The sequence below is a fragment of the Acetobacter sp. DmW_043 genome (assembly GCF_002153485.1).
In the GTDB taxonomy this organism is placed as follows: Bacteria; Pseudomonadota; Alphaproteobacteria; order Acetobacterales; family Acetobacteraceae; genus Acetobacter; species Acetobacter thailandicus.
In genome coordinates this window covers 137683-157806 of the sequence record NZ_JOMN01000003.1, presented here as the reverse complement: position 1 = coordinate 157806, position 20124 = coordinate 137683, and the positions used below count along the sequence as shown (strand labels likewise).

Genomic DNA, 20124 nt, shown 5'->3' with positions numbered 1-20124 from the left:
CGCCCTCATATCACTCACGCTATACAGGCCGGTCTGACCTTCACGTTCGAGCTTAACCCAGGCCTCAATATCGCTGACCTACACCGTATCAGAAAGTAAATGACATCCCCCTCACAGATATCTGTGAGGGGGTATGATACTTTTTAAATCGCTTCAACAGGTGAGTAGACCGGCCACCAGGCATATTCTCTCACAGCTTCAACCACATTTTCAGGCTGCACCTGCGCCAGCCCCTGTTCAATGGCTTTACGGGCAACCTGAACGGCGACAACGGCTGATGTCTCACGCAGTTTGTCGTTAGGGGGCAGTAAAGGAGCCCCTTCGGTGGTGTCGGTCGCCTGGCCGGCCACAGCCTGGGCGGAGGCAAAAATCATGTCATCTGACACGGCTTTTGCGCGTACCACAATCGCTCCAAATCCAAGGCCGGGGTAGAGGGCTGCATTATTGGCCTGGCCAATTTTATAGGTCACATTTTTATATGAGACGTCGTCAAAAGGGGCCCCGGTCGCGACGAAGACTTTGCCGTCCGTCCATTCAATCAGCTGTCTGGGTGTTGCCTCGTGCAGTTCTGTCGGGTTTGACAGCGGAAAGATAATGGGCCTTTCGGTGTGGGCTGCCATATCGCGCACAATTTCTTCTGTGAACAGATGTGGCATGGTAGAGGTGCCAATCATAATGGTCGGGTGCACGTTGCTGACAACAGTTGCCAGGTCAATAATACCATCATGGGCAGCAGCTTTATCGCGCAGGGTCGACATAGCAGGCCAGCGGCTTTCGGCTGCGGGCAGGGTTTCGCAGGCTGTGCGGGTGTAGCCGGCGACTTCAGCATCAGGGCGGGCATAAGGCCGCTGAAAATCGAGCAGATCATCGTGCATGCTTTCGGTCAGCAGGCCGGGCAGGTCAACCAGCCATATGCGCCGTGTGGCCTCTTCAGCACTTACGCCATGTCTTACCATCTGGTCGCGTATCTGATCAGCAATACCGACACCGGCAGTGCCTGCGCCCAGCACAACAACGCGCTGCTCGCTCCATGGTGTTTTGCTGCGTGCAACAGCGTTTAGCAAAGCTCCCAGAACAATTGAGCCGGTACCCTGCATATCATCGTTAAAAGTCGGAACGACAGAGCGATAGCGGTCGAGAATGCGCCTTGCATTGGTTGACCCGAAATCCTCCCAGTGCAGCATGGCTTTAGGAAAGAGTTTTTTTACCGCACTGACATATGCATCAATAAAGTCATCATAGCGTTTGCCCCGCACACGACTATGTTTGTAGCCAATATATAGCGGGTCATTGAGCAGTTTTTCGTTGTCGGTGCCAACATCAAGGATAACAGGAATAACACGGTGCGGGTCGACACCGGCTGCGGCAGTATAAACAGCCAGCTTGCCGATGGAGATGTCAACGCCGTTTGACCCCCAGTCACCAATGCCCAGAATTTCCTCCGCATCGCTGGCAACAAGCAGGTCAATATCGTCGGCATCTGCGCCAAAAGCAGCCAGCTTTCGTTCAACACTGTCCGGGTCGTCAATGCTTAAAAAGACACCACGCGGGCGTGTCATCACTTCGCTGTAGTTTTTAATGGCCTGGCCCACAACAGGGTCATAGACAACAGGCAGCATTTCAAGCATATGGTGCTGCAAAAGAGCATAGAATAAGGTGGCATTGTTATCATGCAGGCGCCACATATAGATGTGCTTTGACAGGTCGTCAGGCGCATTCTGATAGGCTGCATAGGCGCGTTCAAGCTGTAGCGCTATCTCCGTTGTGATAACGGGGGGAAGAAGGCCGTTCAGCTCCAGCGCATCGCGCTCATGCTGAGTGAAGGCAGTGCCCTTGTTAAGTGCGGGGTCACGCAGAACATCATAGCCGCGCGCCGTTGTTGCAATTTTACGGTTTGCTCCGAAACCAGAGACCCGAGCCTGCCTGCTGAACATGATATATGCCTTTCCGTATGAATGAAAAACGGATGAAACTCAGGCATAACTCTATGTTTTTAATTTGTCCTTGATATAGCGCAAATGGCATGGCTGCCAGGCGGGGCGTAAAATCTGAGCATCGCCTGCTGATATGGCGGTGTAAGGAAAAGGCCTTGTCCGTTGCTGCACTATGACAGCAACGGATATGAAGGTTATTTATGGTGTGATTTTTGTTTTAGTATCCGGTGTAACAGCCTTAACATTAACATGATCAGGTAATAACGCACCGGGCAGAGTTGCTACAGGAGGATTTTCTGGCTGAGCAGCGCGGGTGATTGGCCCGGGATAGATATCAGGCAGACCAGTTGGCGGTGCGACGCCCTCTGGCAGAGGCGTGAGGGTAATTTTCATTTTGTGGTCGTAGGCGTGGTTTGCGCCTGTTGAAAGGTCGACAACAAGGCCGATAAGCCCGCCAAACCCGATATTACCTATAACCCAGCCATTAAGGTCAGAGGCATTTTCTTTTTTGCTGAAATCGTAGTTTTGTTTGATACAGCCTACAATAATATCACCACTTCTGCGGTGCACAGTGACTGTGCCTGGGGTGGACTGAACTGAACCGATTTCCATGCCGTCACGATAAACAGAACATTTTGCGCCGGCTGGATTAGTTGAAATTTTAATGGTCTGGTGACTACCGCTTACAATGCTCGCACAACCAGAAAGAAGTGGTAGCAGCAGAGTTCCGATAAGAGATGCTTTTAAAACTTTACCTGACATTTCTAAGCCAATCTGTATTTTAGTTATATTTTACAGATGCGTAACTGGCAGACATGAGGTGCTGCGACAATGGCAGAGGTTGCAGTTTTGTTTATTTTAACAAAAAAACAGAGGAACTGTTTCCTGAAAGTCACAACTTAGTGAGGGGAGGTTTTAGAAACACTCTTCTGATTACGTGGTAAAAAATATAAGACCATCAGAAGATTAATGGTGTGCAAATAACGTAAAAACATAAAAGCTCCACCAGCTGATGGCGGAGCTTTCAGTGTTGTTCAGGCCGCACCAAGGGCGTGGTATTCCCGGCGGAAATAGACCAGAGCCTTACAGTCAGCTTTGATAGTAATGTCTTTAACTTTGCAGAAAAGAACGCTGTGCGTGCCGATTTCTGAAATACTGTCGATAGTGCAGTCAAAGGAAACAACTGAATCCTCAAGCACCGGTGCGCCAGTTTTACCTGTATGCCAGGTTGTGTGAGCAAAGCGGGTTTCCTGATCTGCCTTGCTGGCAAACAGGCCCGAGAGTTCCTGGTGAGTGGTGTTGAGCACATTCACGCAAATGACACCATTCTGAACAAATGTCTGATGCGAGCGGCTGTTGCGGTTAATGCACACCAGCAGAGTGGGGGGTGTGTCAGTGACTGAGCATACGGCAGAGACCGTCATGCCGGCTCTGCCAGCTTCGCCGTCAGTGGTGATAATGCTGACGGCTGCGCCAACATGTGACATAGCTTCACGAAAGAGCGCCTGTTCTGTCATGATGATGCCTCCTTGTCTGTAAGGGCTCTGGCAGCCTGTAAGGTGTTTTTAAGCAGGCAGGCGATGGTCATAGGGCCAACGCCACCTGGTACGGGTGTGATGGCTGCAGCATGCCCGGCTACTTCATCAAAGGCAACATCACCGGTAATTTTAGGGCCATCGGGGGTGTCAATGCGGTTAATGCCCACATCAATTACCACAGCACCAGGTTTTACCCAGTCTTTACGCACCAGATGTGCGTGGCCTGCGGCAACAACCAGAATATCGGCCCGCCTTGCCTCTGCTGCGACATCCCGTGTTTTAAGATGTGTCATGACCACGGTGCACCCTTCATTGAGCAGCAGCCGCCCCATGGGGCGCCCCACAATGTTAGAGCACCCGATAATAACGGCATGCAGCCCGGCAAAAGAGGGGATGACCCGCTTAAGAAGGATGAGGCAGCCTGCCGGTGTGCAAGGAATAAGCCCGTTTGTGCGGCCAACAGCGAGTTTGCCCGCATTAACGGTGTGAAAGCCGTCTACATCTTTATCAGGAGAGATCGTGTCGAGCACGGCATCGCGGTTAATATGTGCGGGCAGGGGCAGCTGCACCAGAATACCGTGCACTTCAGGGTCAGCATTCAGTTGCCTGATGAGGGTCAGAAGCTCTTCCTCGCTTGTCTCAGCAGGCAGGGTGTGGCTGAAAGACTTCATGCCGGCAGCTTCTGTTTTGCGTACTTTGCTGCGCACATAAATGGCGCTTGCAGGGTCGCTTCCGACAAGAACCACAGCAAGACCGGGAATAACCCCCTGGCTCCGCAGAGCCAGGGTCTCGGCTGCAACCTGCTGCGTCAGCGCAGCGGCTTCGGCTTTACCATCAATGATGGTCGGGGCCAGGGGAGTGATCATGTTCATCAGTCGTTAAAAACGATGGTTTTTTTACCGTTAATGAGCGAACGCCGCTCAATATGTGAACGCACTGCACGGGCCAGCACACGCCGCTCAATATCACGCCCTTTACGAATAAGGTCGTCTGGCGTGTCAGCATGAGAGATACGCTCAACATCCTGCTCAATAATCGGGCCTTCATCGAGGTCACTGGTAACGTAGTGGGCCGTGGCTCCGATCAGCTTCACGCCGCGCTCAAATGCCTGGTGGTAGGGGCGTGCGCCCTTAAAGCCAGGCAGGAAAGAGTGGTGAATGTTAATGCATTTCCCCGACAGCTTTGCAGAAAATTCGTTGGAGAGAATTTGCATATAGCGTGCCAGAATAGCCAGCTCAGCGCCGCTTTTCTCGAAAATATCCCAGATGCGTGCTTCCTGCTCCGCCTTGGTGTCTTTTGTGATCGGCAGATGATGGAAAGGCACACCATAAAACTCGATATCTTTATAGGTCTCGAGCGGATGGTTTGAGATAATGCCAACCGGCTCAATGGCCAGCTCCCCGATGCGCCAGCGATACAGCAGGTCAACCAGGCAGTGGTCGAATTTAGAGACGAGGATAAGCACCTTCTGGGGCTTGTCCATATTTGTCAGAGTCCATTCCATTTTGAATGTTTCTGACAAAGGTGCCATTTCGGCTTCAATGCTGTTCTGAATTGTCTCTGACTTTGGAATGTCAAAGACAATACGCATGAAGAACTGCCCGCCTTCAGTATAGTCGAACTGCTGGGCTTCAGTGATATTGCCGCCTATATCAAACAGCTTTTTGCTGATGGCAGCAACAATACCAGGCCGGTTAGGGCAGCTGAGAGTGAGGATGAAGGTGAAGTTGGTATGGGAAAAGCGAATCATGGACACACTCGTTCCGAAGTCGGGATGCCACCGTTCATAGCGGCAAAAATGTCATGGTGAAGGCTCTGTGCCAGGCTGCGGAAAACGGTAAAGTCGTATGCAGTCGCGTCTGTATGACGGGTCAGAATGACCGGCACATGCCCGGCGAGGGTCAGGGCAGTTTGTCCTGGTACGAAAACTGAAGGGTGCAGATCAAGTGCGACCAGTTTGGCCACAATGCTCTCTGCCCCTTTACCTGAGAGGGTCAGGGTAACGCGGCTGTCGCTCTGGTTTGTCAGGGCGGCAAGTGACTGACAGGCCGTGCTGAGCGTGGCCAGCAGGTCTGTCCCCTCAGGGGCGCTGCACAGCCACTGGTTATGGGCTGCGCGGGTAAATAACAGGCCATCAGGGCCGGCAACAGTTATAAAGTCTTCAGGCAGAGTAACCTTAAAGGCTTTTTTCAGGGCGGCGTTCAGCTCACCCAGGCGGCCGGCAAACGGGCCGATGCTGACCGTCACCCGCTGTGGCGCGAGGGAGAGCATCATCCCGTTGACCCTGTAAGCCTCCTGAGGCAGAGCCGAAGTAGCAAGAAGACGATCAGGCATGGAGACGCTTCCCTTCGGGGTCAACAAAAACAGGAGAGACAATTTCCGCTTCTGTGACAGTGCCACTCAGCGGGTTGTGCACGGCAATAATCTCACCATGGCGCGAAGGCCCTTCAGACAGGAAGCCCAGAGCGATCCAGCTGTTGCAGGTGGGCGACCATGCGGAGGAGGAGATCCACCCCTGGTCGTATTCTGCACTGGCAGGGCTGCCTTTTGGCAGCAGGTGCGAGCCTGCAACCAGTGCGTCTGTTGCGACAACAGGGCGCAGGCCAACCAGTGTGGGGCGTCGTGGGTCTGTCAGTGCCGGGCGGGCCGCCATGGCTTTGCCAATAAACTCTTTTTTGGATGAGAGCATACGCCCCATACCAAGGTCATGAGCTGTGGTCTGGCCATTGAGTTCAGGCCCGGCAGGGTGGCCTTTTTCAATACGCATCACACCCAGGGCCTCTGTGCCATAGGGGGCAATGCCATAAGGGGCACCCACTTCCATCAGCCTGCGGGCCAGCGCATCGCCAAAGCGTGCGGGCACTGCCAGCTCATAGGCCAGCTCACCGGAGAAAGAGAGCCTGAACAGCCTGGCCTGCTGCCCGCCGCAGATGGTTATTTCTGCTGCGGCCATATAGCCAAACGCTTCGTTTGAGATGTCAAACGCGGGGTCGACCAGCTGGCGGATAACCTCGCGTGAGTTCGGGCCGGCTACAGCAATCTGTGCCCATTCGTCTGTCACTGAGATAAACTGCACATCCAGCTCAGGCCAGAGCACCTGATGGCAGAACTCAAGGTGCTGCATAGCAGGGCCGGCATTGGCGGTGGTTGTGGTCATGACATAATGGGTGGGGCTGAGGCGTGCAGTTGTGCCGTCATCAAAGGCAAAACCGTCTTCCCTGAGCATCAGGCCATAGCGGGCCCGGCCAACGGCCAGTTTCTGCCAGGCATTAACATAAAGCTTCTCAAGGAAGCTGGCTGCATCAGGCCCCTGAATGTCAATTTTACCTAAAGTCGTAACATCACAAAACCCGACGGCATTACGCACAGTGTTGACTTCACGGTTTACCGTTTCAAGCCAGTGCGTTTCCCCCGCGCGTGGATACCACTGCGCACGCTGCCACAGCCCGTTAGAGGTAAAGACAGCATTCTGCTCCGTTGCCCACTGGTGGGTCGGGGGCAGGCGGGTGGGTTTAAAGTGTTTTTCGCGGTTGGGGCCGGCAATAGCCCCCAGGGTGACGGGCTGTGCCGGCGGCCTGATGAGGGTTGTGCCGGTTTCAGGAATAGTCCGGTCAGTAAACTCAGCCAGCATTGCCAGGGCGTTTACATTCGAGGTTTTACCCTGATCGGTTGCCATACCCAGTGTGGTGTAACGTTTCAGGTGCTCAACAGAGCGGAACCCTTCCTGCGCGGCCTGTTTAACGTCTTTAGCGGTCACATCATTCTGAAAATCGATGAATGCTTTACCAGCTTTTTGAGGCGCGGTCTGATCAATACCTGACCAGGTGGGGTGAATGGCATAGGTCTCATCCACTCCGGCAGAGGGCAGCTCAGTTGTACCCGCACTGTCAAACCCACAGGCAGCAGCAGCCTTGCGGCCAGCTTCGGCCCCTTCATGCAGGGTGTCACGCGTGGTGAGTGTGCCGGCTACCATACCTGCAATATGCAGGTCATGTGCTTTAATGGAGGGCACAAAAGCAGCGATCTGCTCATTATAGACAGGGCGTGTGCCATGATGCGTTGTCAGCGCCAGGTCGGGGTTCCACCCGCCGGAGACAGCAATCAGGTCACAGGCAAAGCGCTGGTCTTTGCCGGCTTTGTTACCAATAACGGCAGCCGCAACACCAAGGCGACCCAGCGTGTTGCTGATGCGCCCGCCAGGGAAGAGGAAAGCCCCCGTTTGCTGTGCCAGGCTTTGTGCGAGAGGTGAGGGCACAGGGCGGGCATCAACAATAGCCACAATGTCAGCACCGGCCTGGTAAAGGTCGGTAACGGTGCGCAGGCCGTCATCATTGTTGGTATAGATTACAGCTTTGCGGCCGGGTGCTACACCATAGCGGTTAATATAGGTGCGGACAGAACCAGCAAGCATCACGCCGGGGCGGTCATTGTTGGGGAACACGACAGGGCGTTCAATAGCCCCGGTGGCCACAACGCACTGTTTTGCCACAATGCGCCAGTAGCGCTGGCGGGGCTGGTTTTCTTCTGGCTGCGGCAGGTGGTCTGCAACGCGTTCGATCACACCGAATGTGCCGCCGTCATAGCGGCCAAACACACAGCTGCGGGTCATAAGGCGCACGTTGGGCATAGCGCGCAGACGCGCAGTCACCTCTTCGCCCCACTGCCATGCGGGTTTGTTATCAAGTGTAATATTTTCTGCGCGCAGGCGGCCGCCGGTCAGATAATCCTGCTCGCACAGAATAACCCGTGCACCGGTTTCAGCAGCGCTCAGAGCTGCGGCAAGACCGGCCGGGCCGCTGCCCACAACCAGCACATCGCAAAAAGCATTAGCCTGTTCATAGTGGTCGGGGTCTGCTTCTTTGGCAGCACGGCCAAGACCAGCCGCATTGCGGATCATGGGCTCGTAGACTTTTTCCCAGAAGCAGGCCGGCCACATAAAGGTTTTATAGTAAAACCCTGCGGTGAAAACAGGTGAGAGCAGGCCGTTCACCCCCAGCGCATCAAACGCCAGGCTGGGCCAGCGGTTCTGGCTGGCAGCTGAAAGACCATGAAAAACTTCAGTCACCGTAGCGCGGCTGTTGGGCTCGCGGCGTGCGCCGGTACGCAGTTCCATCAGAGCATTTGGCTCTTCCGGCCCGGCAGAGAGAATGCCACGCGGGCGGTGATATTTAAATGACCGGCCTGTCAGCCTGACATTATTTGCCAGCAGGGCTGAGGCCAGGGTGTCTCCTTCATAAGCCGTATAGGCGCGGCCATCAAACGTGAAGGTGAGCGCTTTGCTCGTATCGACCCCGTTCGCGTGTGTGCGCTTTGGCGGGGAAAGCTTTGAGGGAGTGTTCATGATCCGGACTTCTCTTCTGACAGAGCCTCGGTGGCCAGCCTCGTGCTGTGAATCTCATGCGTGATGGTGTTACGCTCAGCCACAATCCAGGAGCGGCAGCCATTACCATGATACCAGAGCTCTTTGTGCAGGCCGGCGGGGTTGTCGCGCAGGTACACATAGTCAACCCAGGCGTCATGAGGGGCGTCGGGTGCAGGGCGGCGCACGGTGGCATCACCTCGGTAGGTGAATTCTTCCAGACCGCGTGAGCCGCAATGAGGGCAGGTGATACGCATGGCGAGAACCTCAGTGCAGGTTGGGCTGTGCGCCCATACCTTTTTCGTCAATAACCGCGCCACGACCAAAACGGTCGAGACGGAAGGCGGTGGCGACCTCATGCGGTTCATCACGCGCGAGGAGGTGTGCGAAGCACAGCCCTGATGCCGGGGTGGCCTTAAAGCCACCATAGCACCAGCCGGCATTAAGATAGAGTTGTTCGACAGGCGTTTTGTCGATGATGGGGCTGCCATCCATCGACATATCCATCAGTCCGCCCCAGTGGCGCAGCAGGCGCACACGCCCGATGCGGGGCATAAGGGCCATGCCGCCGGAGATAACATCCTCAACCACAGGCAGGTTGCCGCGCTGAGCGTAGGAGTTATAGCCGTCAATATCACCACCAAACACCAGGCCACCTTTGTCAGACTGACTGACATAAAAATGACCGGCACCAAAAGTGACCACACAGTCGATAAAGGGTTTCAGTCCCTCACTGACAAACGCCTGGAGAACGTGGCTTTCGATCGGCAGGCGCAGCCCGGCCATAGCGGCCACGCGTGAGGAGTTACCTGCACAGGCGAGGCCAACCTTACCCGCACCAATAAACCCGCGTGAGGTCTCAACCCCGGTTGTGCGCCCGTTTTCGATGCGGATACCGGTCACTTCGCAGTTTTCAATAATGTCTACACCGAGCTGGTCAGCAGCACGGGCATAGCCCCAGGCGACGGCATCATGCCGCACCGTGCCGCCGCGCTGTTGCAGCAGGCCACCCTGAATGGGAAAGCGTGCATTATCAAAATTGAGAAAAGGCAGTTTCTCTCTGACAGCCGCCGCGTCGAGTATGTCTGCATCAACTCCGTGCAGGCGCATGGAGTTGCCGCGCCGGATATAGGCATTACGCTGCGCATCATTATGGAAGAGGTTGAGGATGCCGCGCTGGCTGACCATCGCGTTATAATTGATATCCTGCTCGAGCCCTTCCCACAGCTTCATGGCGCATTCATAGAAAGGCACATTGCCTGGCAGCAGATAGTTCGAGCGCACAATAGTTGTATTGCGCCCTACATTGCCGCCGCCAATCCAGCCTTTCTCCACCACGGCGATACGGCGCATGCCGTAGCGTTTTGCAAGGTAGTAGGCTGTCGCCAGACCATGCCCGCCACCGCCCACGATGACGACATCATAGGAGGATTGAGGAGATGCTTTGCGCCAGGCCGGTTTCCAGCCTGTATTACCGCGAAGGGTTTCACGCAAAAGAGAAAAAAGTGAGTAATGCTTACTGGACATTTTGACTCTTCATCCGGTTAATGAGGTCAGCATAAGGTGGCCATAGCTGGCGATAGTATAAATATTACTTATGGTGTGAGTATGGCAATCAAACCTCTTCCCTTCGATGTTAATGCGCTTCGGGCGTTTCTTGCTGTTTGTGAAAATGGCAGTATGGCTGCGGCAGGTCGCCATCTTGGTATCACGCAGCCGGCCGTGTCACAAACCATTGCTGACCTTGAGGCCGGCATAGGCTCTGTCCTGTTTGACCGCGCTGTGCGACCACTGGCGCTGACCGCGGCCGGCACAGTGTTACGACAGTTTGCTGAAAATCTTATTTCTGACATGGCACAGATTTCAGGCCGCCTGCGTGAAATGCAGCGCGGTCGTGTATCGCATCTGCGTATTGGTATTGTCGATTCTCTCTCGCGCGCTGTGATGCAGGAGACGGCGTCTTTTATGCACGGGCGGGTTGAGCATCTTGTGGTGCTGGCCGGGCTGACCGAATCTCATGCAACAGCACTGCTGACGCGTAAAATCGATTTTATCCTGGGTGTTGATGACCTTGAGGATGTCGCGGGGCTTGAGCGCTGGCCCCTGTTTGAGGAGCCTTATTTTCTGGTCTGCCCTGACACAGTTAAAGCGCCAAAAAACCGCGATGAACTTGAAAAAACACTGACATCACTACCGTTTATTCGTTTTACCCTGCGGTCGCGCTCAGGTGCTGAGATTGAACGGTTTTTGCGGCGTGTGCGTATTGAACTGCCCGCCGGGCAGGAGTTCGATCTGCCGCAGGGTGTGCTGGCCGGGTGTCGCAATGGCGGGGTGGCAATTTCGACACCGCTTTGCCTGAGCGAGGCAGGCTACGAGCCTGGTATGGGGCTGGCAGTGCACCCGCTGCCTCTGGGGGCCTTTCGCCGGCGGTTAACGCTTGTGGCGCGTCGTCGTGAATTTGGCCGCCTGCCGCTCGATTTTGCCGAGACTCTGCGTGCTGTGCTGAAAGAGGAGTGCCTGCCCCTGTTAAGGCAGCGTTTTGCCGCGTTTGCTGATGAGATGACTGTACTGACCTGAGAAAATGGTGGAATCTGCTGTTTTATGCAGCATTTTTTATACAATATGGAGTAAGTGTTTTGGCCGGACCGCGCACAGTATCTGCTGCTGAGCAGGATGCAGCATCTGAAGACCTGCAAACAGGGTCTACCGCAGCCCCGATACGGGAGCTGACGCTTGAGGAATCGCTGGGTGCGCAGATCAGGCTGATGCGCCGCAAGCTCGAGCTGACAGGGGCAGACCTGGCCAGTGCTGCGGGCATTTCTCTTGGTATGTTGTCAAAAATTGAAAACGGGCAGATTTCACCCTCTCTGGCAACGCTTCAGGCTGTGTGCCGTGCGCTGAATGTGCAGCTGAGTCAGCTTTTTGCAACGTTTGAGGAGCAGCGTGACTGCTCTTTTGTCAAAGCAGGCCGGGGTGTGGTGATAGAGCGGCGCGGCACAAAAGCCGGGCACGAATATGAGCTGTTAGGTCATTTGCTGGGCGGGCCAAACGTGGTTGAGCCTTATATGATTACCCTGCACGAAGAGGCAAAGCCGTATAGCAGTTTCCGTCATAACGGAGTCGAACTGATTTACATGCTGAGCGGGCGAGTCATCTACCGTCACGGAGATGAACGATATGACATGTCAGCCGGTGATACACTTCTTTTTGATAGCCAGGCACCACATGGACCTGAAGAATTATTAGAAAAACCAATGCGTTACCTGTCTATTATCATTTATCCCCGCGACACAGAAAACGAGTGAGAGGCGGCATATACCGACCTCAGAAGACTTTCCTAAGAAGAAAGTAATATTCTTTTCCGTTGACTTATGGAGAGGATGGTGAGCTTTATAAGGTCATCATTTCCTTTCGTCGCGGAGAAGTACGATGTGCGGCATTGTTGGATTATTTCTTAAAAATCCCAGGCTTCAGCCTCAGCTCGGCGCTCTGACAGCGCAGATGCTTAAAACCATGACAGAACGTGGCCCCGACAGCGCAGGTTTTGCTGTTTATGGTGGTGCACAGCATGGTCAGTCTAAAATTACGGTACGCGGCCTTGAAGAAATCCAGCGTAAGGATTTTGAGGCTGGTGTTCTTGCAGTTTCACAAAAAGCAACTTTTGTTTTTCGTGACGACCACGCCATTATCACCTGCTCTGACGAGGCTGAGCCAGCTGTGCGCGCCTTTGTTGAAGGTTTTGGCCACGGTGTTGTGTTTGTCTCCAGCGGTGACAGCATTGAGCTGTATAAAGGCGTTGGTCTGCCTGAAGATGTGGCAGCACGCTTCGGTCTTTCAGAAATGACCGGCACTCATGCTATTGGTCACACACGTATGGCAACTGAATCAGCTGTTACAACGGCTGGTGCGCATCCGTTCTCAACCGGCCCTGACCAGTGTCTGGTGCATAATGGCTCACTGTCAAACCACAACACCCTGCGTCGTCAGCTGGTGCGTGATGGCCTGAGCTTTGAAACCGAAAACGACTCAGAAGTTGCAGCCGGTTATCTTTCATGGCGTCTGTCAAAAGGCGAACGCCTTGACGAAGCACTGACAGCTTCTCTTTCTGACCTCGATGGTTTTTACACTTTTGTGGTTGGCACACGTGATGGTTTTGCTGTGCTGCGCGACCCGGTCGCCTGTAAGCCTGCTGTTATGGCTGAGACAGAAGATTACGTTGCTTTTGCCTCTGAATATCGTGCTTTTGCCGGTCTGCCAGGTATTGAAAAAGCAACCGTTTTTGAGCCTGAACCACAGCGCGTTTACCACTGGGAGCATGCAGCATGAGCGCGACCCTGGAAAAACAGGTTATTGACCTGCACACCTCTACCGTTCGTGTCCTGAACTCAACCCTTCAGTCAGAAGATGTAACAGGCGCATGGACTATCCTTCACCCTGAAGGACGCCATTCCCTGGCAGTTGGTCTGACCGCACCGCTTGATGTCACGATTGACGGGCAGGCTGGTTATTATGCAGCCGGTATGAACCAGCGTGCTAATGTTGTCATTAAAGGTAATGCCGGCCCGGGTGTTGCTGAAAACATGATGAGCGGTTCAGTGCATGTTGAAGGCAACGCCAGTATGGCTGCCGGTGCAACGGCACAGGGCGGACTGCTGGTGATCGACGGGGATGCCGGTGCACGTTGCGGTATTTCTATGAAAGGTGTCAGCATCGTTGTTCGCGGTTCTGTCGGGCATATGAGCGGCTTTATGGCGCAGTCTGGCAATCTCGTTGTGTGTGGCGATGCGGGCGAAGCCCTGGGTGACAGCCTGTATGAAGCCCGTCTGTTTGTGCGTGGCACAGTGAAAAGCCTTGGTGCAGACTGCGAAGAAAAGAAAATGACAGATGAAGATCTGGCTATTCTGAAAGACCTGCTGAAAGAAGCCGGCATTACAGACTATCCGGCTGAGAGCTTCCGTCGTTATGGCTCAGCCCGCCGTCTGTATAACTTCAATGTCGATAACGCTTCAGCCTACTGAGGTTATAATGTCACAGAATAAAAACTCTCCTCCGCGCACAGCACCACGCTTTTCAGCAACGTTTGACGTTAACACCATTTCTGAAATCCAGCGCGCTGCTGCCACGGGTATTTATGATATTCGTGGTGCAGGCACAAAGCGTAAGCTGCCTCATTTTGATGATCTGCTGTTTCTGGGTGCATCTGTTTCACGTTATCCGCTTGAAGGCTATCGTGAGCGCTGTGACACAGATGTTGTGCTTGGCACGCGTTTTGCCAAAAAGCCAATTCGCCTGAAAACACCTGTCACTATTGCGGGTATGTCTTTCGGCGCATTGTCCGCTCAGGCAAAAGAAGCTCTGGGCCGTGGTGCAAGTGCTGTTGGCACATCAACCACCACAGGTGACGGCGGTATGACACCTGAAGAGCGTGGTCATTCCTCAACACTGGTTTATCAGTATCTGCCATCACGTTATGGTATGAACCCTGATGATCTGCGCCGTGCTGATGCGATTGAGGTTGTTGTGGGGCAGGGGGCAAAACCAGGCGGCGGCGGTATGCTGCTGGGGCAGAAAATTTCTCCGCGCGTTGCAAAAATGCGTAACCTGCCAGAAGGTATTGACCAGCGCTCAGCCTGCCGTCACCCTGACTGGACCGGCCCTGACGACCTTGAAATCAAGATCGAAGAGCTGCGTGAAATCACCAACTGGGAAAAGCCGATTTACGTTAAGGTTGGTGCAAGCCGCCCTTATTATGACGTATCTCTGGCTGTTAAAGCCGGTGCAGACGTGATTGTGCTTGACGGTATGCAGGGCGGCACGGCTGCCACGCAGGAAGTCTTTATTGAGCATGTCGGCCTGCCCATTCTCTCTGCTATCCGTTCAGCCGTTCAGGCATTGCAGGACCTCGGCCTGCACCGTCAGGTTCAGCTGATTGTCTCTGGTGGTATCCGCAGCGGTGCTGACATGGCCAAAGCACTGGCCCTGGGGGCTGATGCTGTTGCTATTGGCACGGCAGCACTTATCGCTCTTGGCGATCAGAGCCCAGATCTTGCTGCTGAATATGCAAAACTGGGCACAGTGCCCGGCGCTTATGACGACTGGCAGGAAGGCCGTGACCCGGCGGGCATCACCACGCAGGACCCGGAGCTTGCCGCACGTCTTGACCCCATTCTGGGCGGGCGTCGTATTGCGAACTATCTGTCAGTGATGACAATGGAAGCACAGGCCATTGCTCGTGCCTGTGGCAAAAGCCACCTTCATAACCTTGAGCCGGAAGACCTCGTCTCTCTGACGATGGAAGCCGCCGCTATGACCAAAATCCCACTGGCAGGCACCGACTGGTACCCTGGCAAAGGCGGTTTTTGATTTAAAGCGTATCCCTGGCGCTGATGCGCGTCAGGGACTTTTTGTTTTCAGGTTATGACTGACAGGATTCAAGACATGTCTCAGACCACTACCGTTCCTGATCTTGCCTCGATCGCTGCTGAGCGTGGAATTAAGTATTTTCTGATTTCCTATACAGACCTTCTGGGTGTGCAGAGAGCAAAGCTGGTGCCGGCTGCAGCTATTGCCGGTATGCAAAAAAACGGCGCAGGTTTTGCCGGGTTTGCTGCGAGCTTTGTGCTCTCCCCCGCTGACCCCGACCTCGTTGCTGTGCCTGATGCTTCAACACTTATTCAGCTGCCATGGAAGCCCGAAGTAGGCTGGCTGGCTTCTGACCTGAAAATGCACGGCGAGTATATTGACCAGGGGCCGCGTAACACCCTTAAACGCATGGTCAAACGCGCTGCCGATGCAGGTTTTTCAGTTAAAACCGGCGTAGAGTGTGAATTCTTTCTGGTTACTCCCGACGGGAAAGCGGTATCTGACGAGCACGATAACGCAGCCAAGTGTTGTTATGATGCTTCAGCACTGATGCGCCGTTATGAGGTCATTAAAGAAATTTGTGACGCGATGCTCGACCTCGGCTGGGAGCCCTACCAGAACGACCATGAGGACGCGAATGGCCAGTTTGAAATGAACTGGATTTTTGACGACGCCCTGATTACGGCTGACCGTCATGTCTTCTTTAAATTTATGGCCCGCTCCATCGCTGAAAAGCATGGTCTGCGCGCAACCTTTATGCCTAAGCCCTTTATGAACCTGACAGGCAGCGGCTGCCACGCCCATATTTCATTGTGGGATGGTAAAACAAACGTCTGTTATGATGCGAATGACAAACTTGGTTTGTCTGACAAAGGATATCACTTTGTTGGTGGTCTGATTCATCATGCGGATGCCCTGTGTGCGTTCCTCAATCCGGTTGTAAACTCCTACAAGCGTATTAACGCACCGCGCACAGTGTCAGGTGCAACGTGGTCTCCTAACTCAGTCACTTATTCGGGCGATAACAGAACGCACATGGTACGCGTACCTGGTAAAGGTCGTTTTGAAATGCGTCTGCCAGATGGTGCAGCTAACCCTTATCTGCTTCAGGCTTCTTTGCTGGCAGCAGGTCTGAATGGCATTGAGCAGAAGATCCACCCCGGCGAGCCGCTCGATATCAACATGTATACCGAAGGTCACCTGGTTAAAGACGCGAAAAAACTGCCTCTGAACCTGCTTGATGCGATGCGCGCACTCGACGCAGATAAAGGTTTGCGCAGTGTTATTGGCGATGGTGTTGTTGACCCTTACCTGCAGCTTAAACAGGGTGAGTGGGATGCACATTGCAGCCATCTCTCTGAGTGGGAGAGAGCTGTAACGCTTGACTGCTAATCTATTTGTTACGTTTTCGTAATTATTGAGATTACAAAAGGCCGTCTCTGTTTGTTTATGCAACAGGGGCGGCTTTTTTTTGTAATTTTCAGGGGTTTTTCTTATTTGCCAGCGGAGAAGACGGGCCGAGTCTGGAGAGGGCAATGCGCCCCGCACTCTGCACATGCCGGGATGAGGCGAGAGAGGCCGCTGCGGCATCTTTGTTTTTAATAGCCTCTAAAATAGCATGCATTTCTGCCAGGCCCGTTGTCTGCCTGTCGGCTGAAGCAATCGTTATGGCACGATAGACACTGATGCGCCCTTTGAGTTTTTGCACAAGTTCCCAGGCAACATCACATTGTGCGGCAAGAAACATCTGCCGGTAAAAAGAATCGGTTTGCTCAATAACCGAGACGAAATTTTGTTTTTTATAAGAAATTTCTATATTTTTCAGAAATTTTGAAAGTTCTTTTATCTGTGTCGTGCTGGCACGGCTGGCGCAGTGTGCCGCGGCTGTGCCTTCGAGCAGGGCACGCAGTTCATAAATCTGTTCAAGTTCCTCACGGGTGGGCTGTCTGACAATAGGGCCACGATTATCTTTGCTGACCAGCCCCTCTCCCTCAAGCTCACGCAGTACCTCTCGGATAATTGATCTGCTGACATTGAGTTTTTCGCAAAGGGTTCTTTCAACAAGCCTGTCACCCGGGCGCAGCTCAAGGCGCAGAATGGCTTCGCGCAAATGCTCGGCTGCTATCTCGCGTAATGTGCGCTGAATGCGAGGCACAGGCTTGATAAATGGCTCATCAGGCAAGGGGGGAGGCGCAAATGCGAGGTCTGTTTCTGTATTCATTTCGGGTGCCATGGTTATCATATTTACTTATGAAAAGCATAAATAAATCTGTTGATTATGTGATTTATCAGCTTTCCTAAATTTTAGTCGAATATATCTCAAAGAAGGTTGCTTTTTTATCGTCGATACTATGGTATACCATATTATTGTGAACCAGTAACGAATTCTGGTGCCAGTCATCAAAACACAGGGGAGTGCGATAATGCTGTCATTACGCAAAGTGGTTCGTTATTCAGAGACGACCTTTATCGAAGGCGGGCGTTCTGCCCCAAAGCCACTGCAGATGTTCGGTGCGGCTGCAGTGCTGACCAACCCATGGCATGGCCGTGGTTATGTTGAAGACCTTAAACCTGAAATTCATGCCATTGCCCCTGAGCTTGGCAAGCTGCTGACTGCTGAGATCATTGCTATGGCAGGCAGTGGTGATGCGGTTGAGGCATATGGCAAAGCAGCCATTGTGGGCACTGCCGGTGAAGTTGAACATGCTTCTGCTTTGATCCATACGTTACGATTTGGCAATCATTTCCGCACAGCTGTTGGTGCTAAGTCATACCTGGCCTTTACCAACACACGTGGCGGGCCAAATGCCCCTATTTCTATTCCGCTGATGGATAAAGCTGATGAGGGCCGCCGCTCACATTATCTGACCCTTCAGTTTGCTATTAACGACAGCCCGGCACCTGACGAGATCGTTGTCGCCCTTGGCGCTTCAATTGGTGGTCGTCCGCATCATCGTATCGGTGACCGTTATGCTGATCTTAAAGAGTTAGGCAGCACAAATGGCTGAAACATTCTTCCTTAAGGATGGTACATGCTGTCAGGCAGAGCGGTCTGAAGTTCAGGGTGCATTGCCTGTGGTGTTCATCCACGGAGTAGGAATGTCTCATCGTTTCTGGGCTCCGCAGATGAAGGCTTTTGCCGGTCAGCGGAGCTGTGTTGCCTATGACATGCTTGGTCATGGGGAAAGTCCTCTGCCGCCTGAGAAGGCAAAGCTGGAGGACTACGCCACTCAGCTCGATCGTGTGCTTGATGCAAACGGGTTTGAGAAGGCGATTATCGTCGGCCATTCTATGGGTGCGCTTGTTACATTGCAGTATGCCCTGACCAAACCAGAGCGTGCTGCGGGTATTGTGCCCATGAATGCAGTTTTTCAGCGCAGTGCAGCCCAGAAAGCGGCTGTGCTGAAACGACTGGCCGAACTCAATAGTGGCGAGGCCCGCCTTGATGTGTCTGTCACCTTAAAGCGCTGGTTTGGTGATGTGCCGGCTCCTGAGGCGACAGAGGCCTTTACGGCACTCAAACAGGCTTTGGAGCAGGTTAATCCGGTTGGCTATTCAAGAAGTTACGCACTTTTTGCGACTTCTGATGAGGTGCATGCCGCTGGTCTTAAACATCTTGCTATGCCGGCCTGTTTTCTGACCGGTGAGTTCGACCCGAATTCTACCCCGGCTATGTCAGAGGCTATGGCACGTCTTGCCCCGCAGGGTTACGCCGTCTCTCTGCCAGGGGAGCGCCATATGATGAGCTTTATCTCTCCGGCCGCGACCGATGCCGTTCTTTCACAATTTTTCGCTCAGGTGGATGCCGCGTCCATGACTGACTGATTGCACATACTCCTCTTTTCATAAGACGGACGAAAATGAGCAATCCCATTAAGGAGATTGGAGTTTATGAAGTTTTCACTCTTTGTGCATATGGAGCGCACGGCTCCTGAAAAGTCGCATAGTGAGCTGTTCAGCGAACTCGAAACGCTGGTGAAAATCGCTGAAGACGGCGGAATGGAAACAGCGTGGATTGGTGAACATCATTGTATGGAGTTCACTATTGCACCCAACCCTTTTATTAATATTGCTTATCTTGGTGCAAAAACGAAGCGCATAAGGCTGGGTACGGGCACGGTTGTTGCGCCTTTCTGGCATCCGCTCCGTCTGGCAGGTGAGGCCGCTCTGGCTGACCTTGCGTGCCAGGGGCGGCTTGACCTTGGCATTGCACGCGGTGCTTACCAGTTTGAATATGAACGCCTCTCTCCCGGTCTTGATGCTATGGAAGCCGGCAAAAAGATGCGCGAAATGGTGCCGCTTCTGCCCGCTTTGTGGAAAGGTGACGTGACGCATGAGGGTGAATTCTGGCGTTTCCCCTCTTCTACGTCAGTGCCAAAACCTGTTCAGTCCGAGCTGCCGGTATGGGTTGCCGCGCGTGACCCCAATTCTCATGCATTTGCCGTGGCCAATGGCTGCAATGTGCAGGTGACCCCGCTTGCCGCAGGTGATGAAGAAGTTGAATCGCTCATGGAGCGTTTTAACCAGGCCTGTCAGAACAGCCCCGATGTGCCCCGCCCTGACATTATGCTGCTGATGCATGGTTATGTGGCTGAAAATGAAAAAGACACAGAAGCAGCTGTCAAAGACCTTGCTAAATTCTATTGTTATTTCGAATCATGGTTTCAGAATAAAGCCCCGATTAAAAATGGTTTTATCGAAGCACTGAGCGAAGAGCATATTGCCTCTCACCCTCGCTATACACCAGAGAATATGAAGAAAAATCTGGTTGTGGGCACCCCTGATGAGGTGATTGAGCGCATTCGCGGATATGAAAAAATGGGCTATGACCAGTTCAGCTTCTGGATTGACAGCCTGATGCCGTTCGAGCGCAAAAAAGCCTCTCTTGAGCGGTTTGTGCGCGACGTGATGCCTGCATTTGCAGCATAAG

19 protein-coding genes are annotated in these 20124 nt (G+C 53.4%); 9 read left to right on the top strand and 10 right to left on the bottom strand.

The features are described 5' to 3' along the window. Positions 1-143 precede the first annotated feature (143 nt). From HK11_RS01030 to HK11_RS00990, 9 genes are all read right to left on the bottom strand, one after another. On the bottom strand, positions 144-1934 hold the full coding sequence (locus HK11_RS01030) for an NAD-dependent malic enzyme (RefSeq protein WP_086553468.1): 1791 nt from the start codon (positions 1932-1934) through the stop codon (positions 144-146). Positions 1935-2132: 198 nt separating this feature from the next. Then, positions 2133-2696, bottom strand: coding sequence for a hypothetical protein (locus HK11_RS01025; protein WP_086553467.1), 564 nt, complete (start codon positions 2694-2696; stop codon positions 2133-2135). A gap of 272 nt (positions 2697-2968) precedes the next feature. Continuing rightward, positions 2969-3457 (bottom strand): flavin reductase, encoded by a 489-nt coding sequence (locus HK11_RS01020; RefSeq protein WP_198943202.1) that lies wholly within the window; start codon positions 3455-3457, stop codon positions 2969-2971. Next, positions 3448-4344: a bifunctional 5,10-methylenetetrahydrofolate dehydrogenase/5,10-methenyltetrahydrofolate cyclohydrolase gene (locus tag HK11_RS01015; RefSeq protein WP_198943199.1), complete on the bottom strand. Its 897-nt coding sequence runs from the start codon at positions 4342-4344 to the stop codon at positions 3448-3450. The genes HK11_RS01020 and HK11_RS01015 overlap by 10 nt, the downstream gene beginning before the upstream one ends. Continuing rightward, a complete protein-coding gene (gene purU / locus HK11_RS01010; protein ID WP_086553465.1) occupies positions 4344-5222 on the bottom strand; it encodes a formyltetrahydrofolate deformylase in 879 nt (292 codons plus the stop codon). The genes HK11_RS01015 and purU overlap by 1 nt, the downstream gene beginning before the upstream one ends. Beyond that, positions 5219-5806, bottom strand: coding sequence for a sarcosine oxidase subunit gamma (locus tag HK11_RS01005; protein WP_086553464.1), 588 nt, complete (start codon positions 5804-5806; stop codon positions 5219-5221). Before HK11_RS01005 ends, purU begins: the two co-directional genes overlap by 4 nt. Continuing rightward, entirely contained in the window at positions 5799-8813 is a 3015-nt protein-coding gene (locus HK11_RS01000; protein ID WP_086553463.1) for a sarcosine oxidase subunit alpha family protein, read from the bottom strand. Before HK11_RS01000 ends, HK11_RS01005 begins: the two co-directional genes overlap by 8 nt. Then, positions 8810-9088 (bottom strand): sarcosine oxidase subunit delta, encoded by a 279-nt coding sequence (locus tag HK11_RS00995; protein ID WP_086553462.1) that lies wholly within the window; start codon positions 9086-9088, stop codon positions 8810-8812. Before HK11_RS00995 ends, HK11_RS01000 begins: the two co-directional genes overlap by 4 nt. 10 nt (positions 9089-9098) lie before the next feature. Continuing rightward, on the bottom strand, positions 9099-10358 hold the full coding sequence (locus HK11_RS00990) for a sarcosine oxidase subunit beta family protein (protein ID WP_086553461.1): 1260 nt from the start codon (positions 10356-10358) through the stop codon (positions 9099-9101). An 81-nt stretch (positions 10359-10439) separates the two neighbouring features. On the opposite strand from HK11_RS00990, the gene HK11_RS00985 reads away from it, so the two are divergent. The 6 genes from HK11_RS00985 (at position 10440) to glnT (ending at position 16586) form a co-directional block, all read left to right on the top strand. After that, on the top strand, positions 10440-11408 hold the full coding sequence (locus HK11_RS00985; protein ID WP_086553493.1) for a LysR family transcriptional regulator: 969 nt from the start codon (positions 10440-10442) through the stop codon (positions 11406-11408). 59 nt (positions 11409-11467) lie between these two features. Continuing rightward, complete coding sequence (locus tag HK11_RS00980; protein ID WP_086553460.1) at positions 11468-12136, top strand: XRE family transcriptional regulator; 669 nt, start codon at positions 11468-11470, stop codon at positions 12134-12136. 124 nt (positions 12137-12260) lie between these two features. Further along, the gene (locus HK11_RS00975) at positions 12261-13157 is read left to right on the top strand and encodes a glutamine amidotransferase family protein (RefSeq protein WP_086553459.1); all 897 of its coding nucleotides are present in this window, start codon (positions 12261-12263) and stop codon (positions 13155-13157) included. After that, positions 13154-13849: a protein glxC gene (locus HK11_RS00970; protein WP_086553458.1), complete on the top strand. Its 696-nt coding sequence runs from the start codon at positions 13154-13156 to the stop codon at positions 13847-13849. Before HK11_RS00975 ends, HK11_RS00970 begins: the two co-directional genes overlap by 4 nt. Before the next feature lie 7 nt (positions 13850-13856). Continuing rightward, a complete protein-coding gene (locus HK11_RS00965; RefSeq protein ID WP_086553457.1) occupies positions 13857-15194 on the top strand; it encodes an FMN-binding glutamate synthase family protein in 1338 nt (445 codons plus the stop codon). A gap of 75 nt (positions 15195-15269) precedes the next feature. After that, entirely contained in the window at positions 15270-16586 is a 1317-nt protein-coding gene (gene glnT, locus HK11_RS00960) for a type III glutamate--ammonia ligase (protein ID WP_086553456.1), read from the top strand. A gap of 88 nt (positions 16587-16674) precedes the next feature. On the opposite strand, the gene HK11_RS00955 is transcribed toward glnT, so the two are convergent. Continuing rightward, on the bottom strand, positions 16675-17415 hold the full coding sequence (locus HK11_RS00955) for a GntR family transcriptional regulator (RefSeq protein WP_158092771.1): 741 nt from the start codon (positions 17413-17415) through the stop codon (positions 16675-16677). A 199-nt stretch (positions 17416-17614) separates the two neighbouring features. On the opposite strand from HK11_RS00955, the gene HK11_RS00950 reads away from it, so the two are divergent. The 3 genes from HK11_RS00950 (at position 17615) to HK11_RS00940 (ending at position 20123) form a co-directional block, all read left to right on the top strand. Further along, entirely contained in the window at positions 17615-18202 is a 588-nt protein-coding gene (locus HK11_RS00950; protein WP_086553492.1) for an amino acid synthesis family protein, read from the top strand. Further along, entirely contained in the window at positions 18195-19019 is an 825-nt protein-coding gene (locus HK11_RS00945) for an alpha/beta fold hydrolase (RefSeq protein WP_086553454.1), read from the top strand. Before HK11_RS00950 ends, HK11_RS00945 begins: the two co-directional genes overlap by 8 nt. A gap of 66 nt (positions 19020-19085) precedes the next feature. Further along, positions 19086-20123 carry an LLM class flavin-dependent oxidoreductase gene (locus HK11_RS00940; RefSeq protein ID WP_086553453.1) on the top strand — a complete coding sequence of 346 codons (1038 nt, stop codon included), beginning with the start codon at positions 19086-19088 and terminating at the stop codon, positions 20121-20123. Position 20124 lies beyond the last annotated feature (1 nt).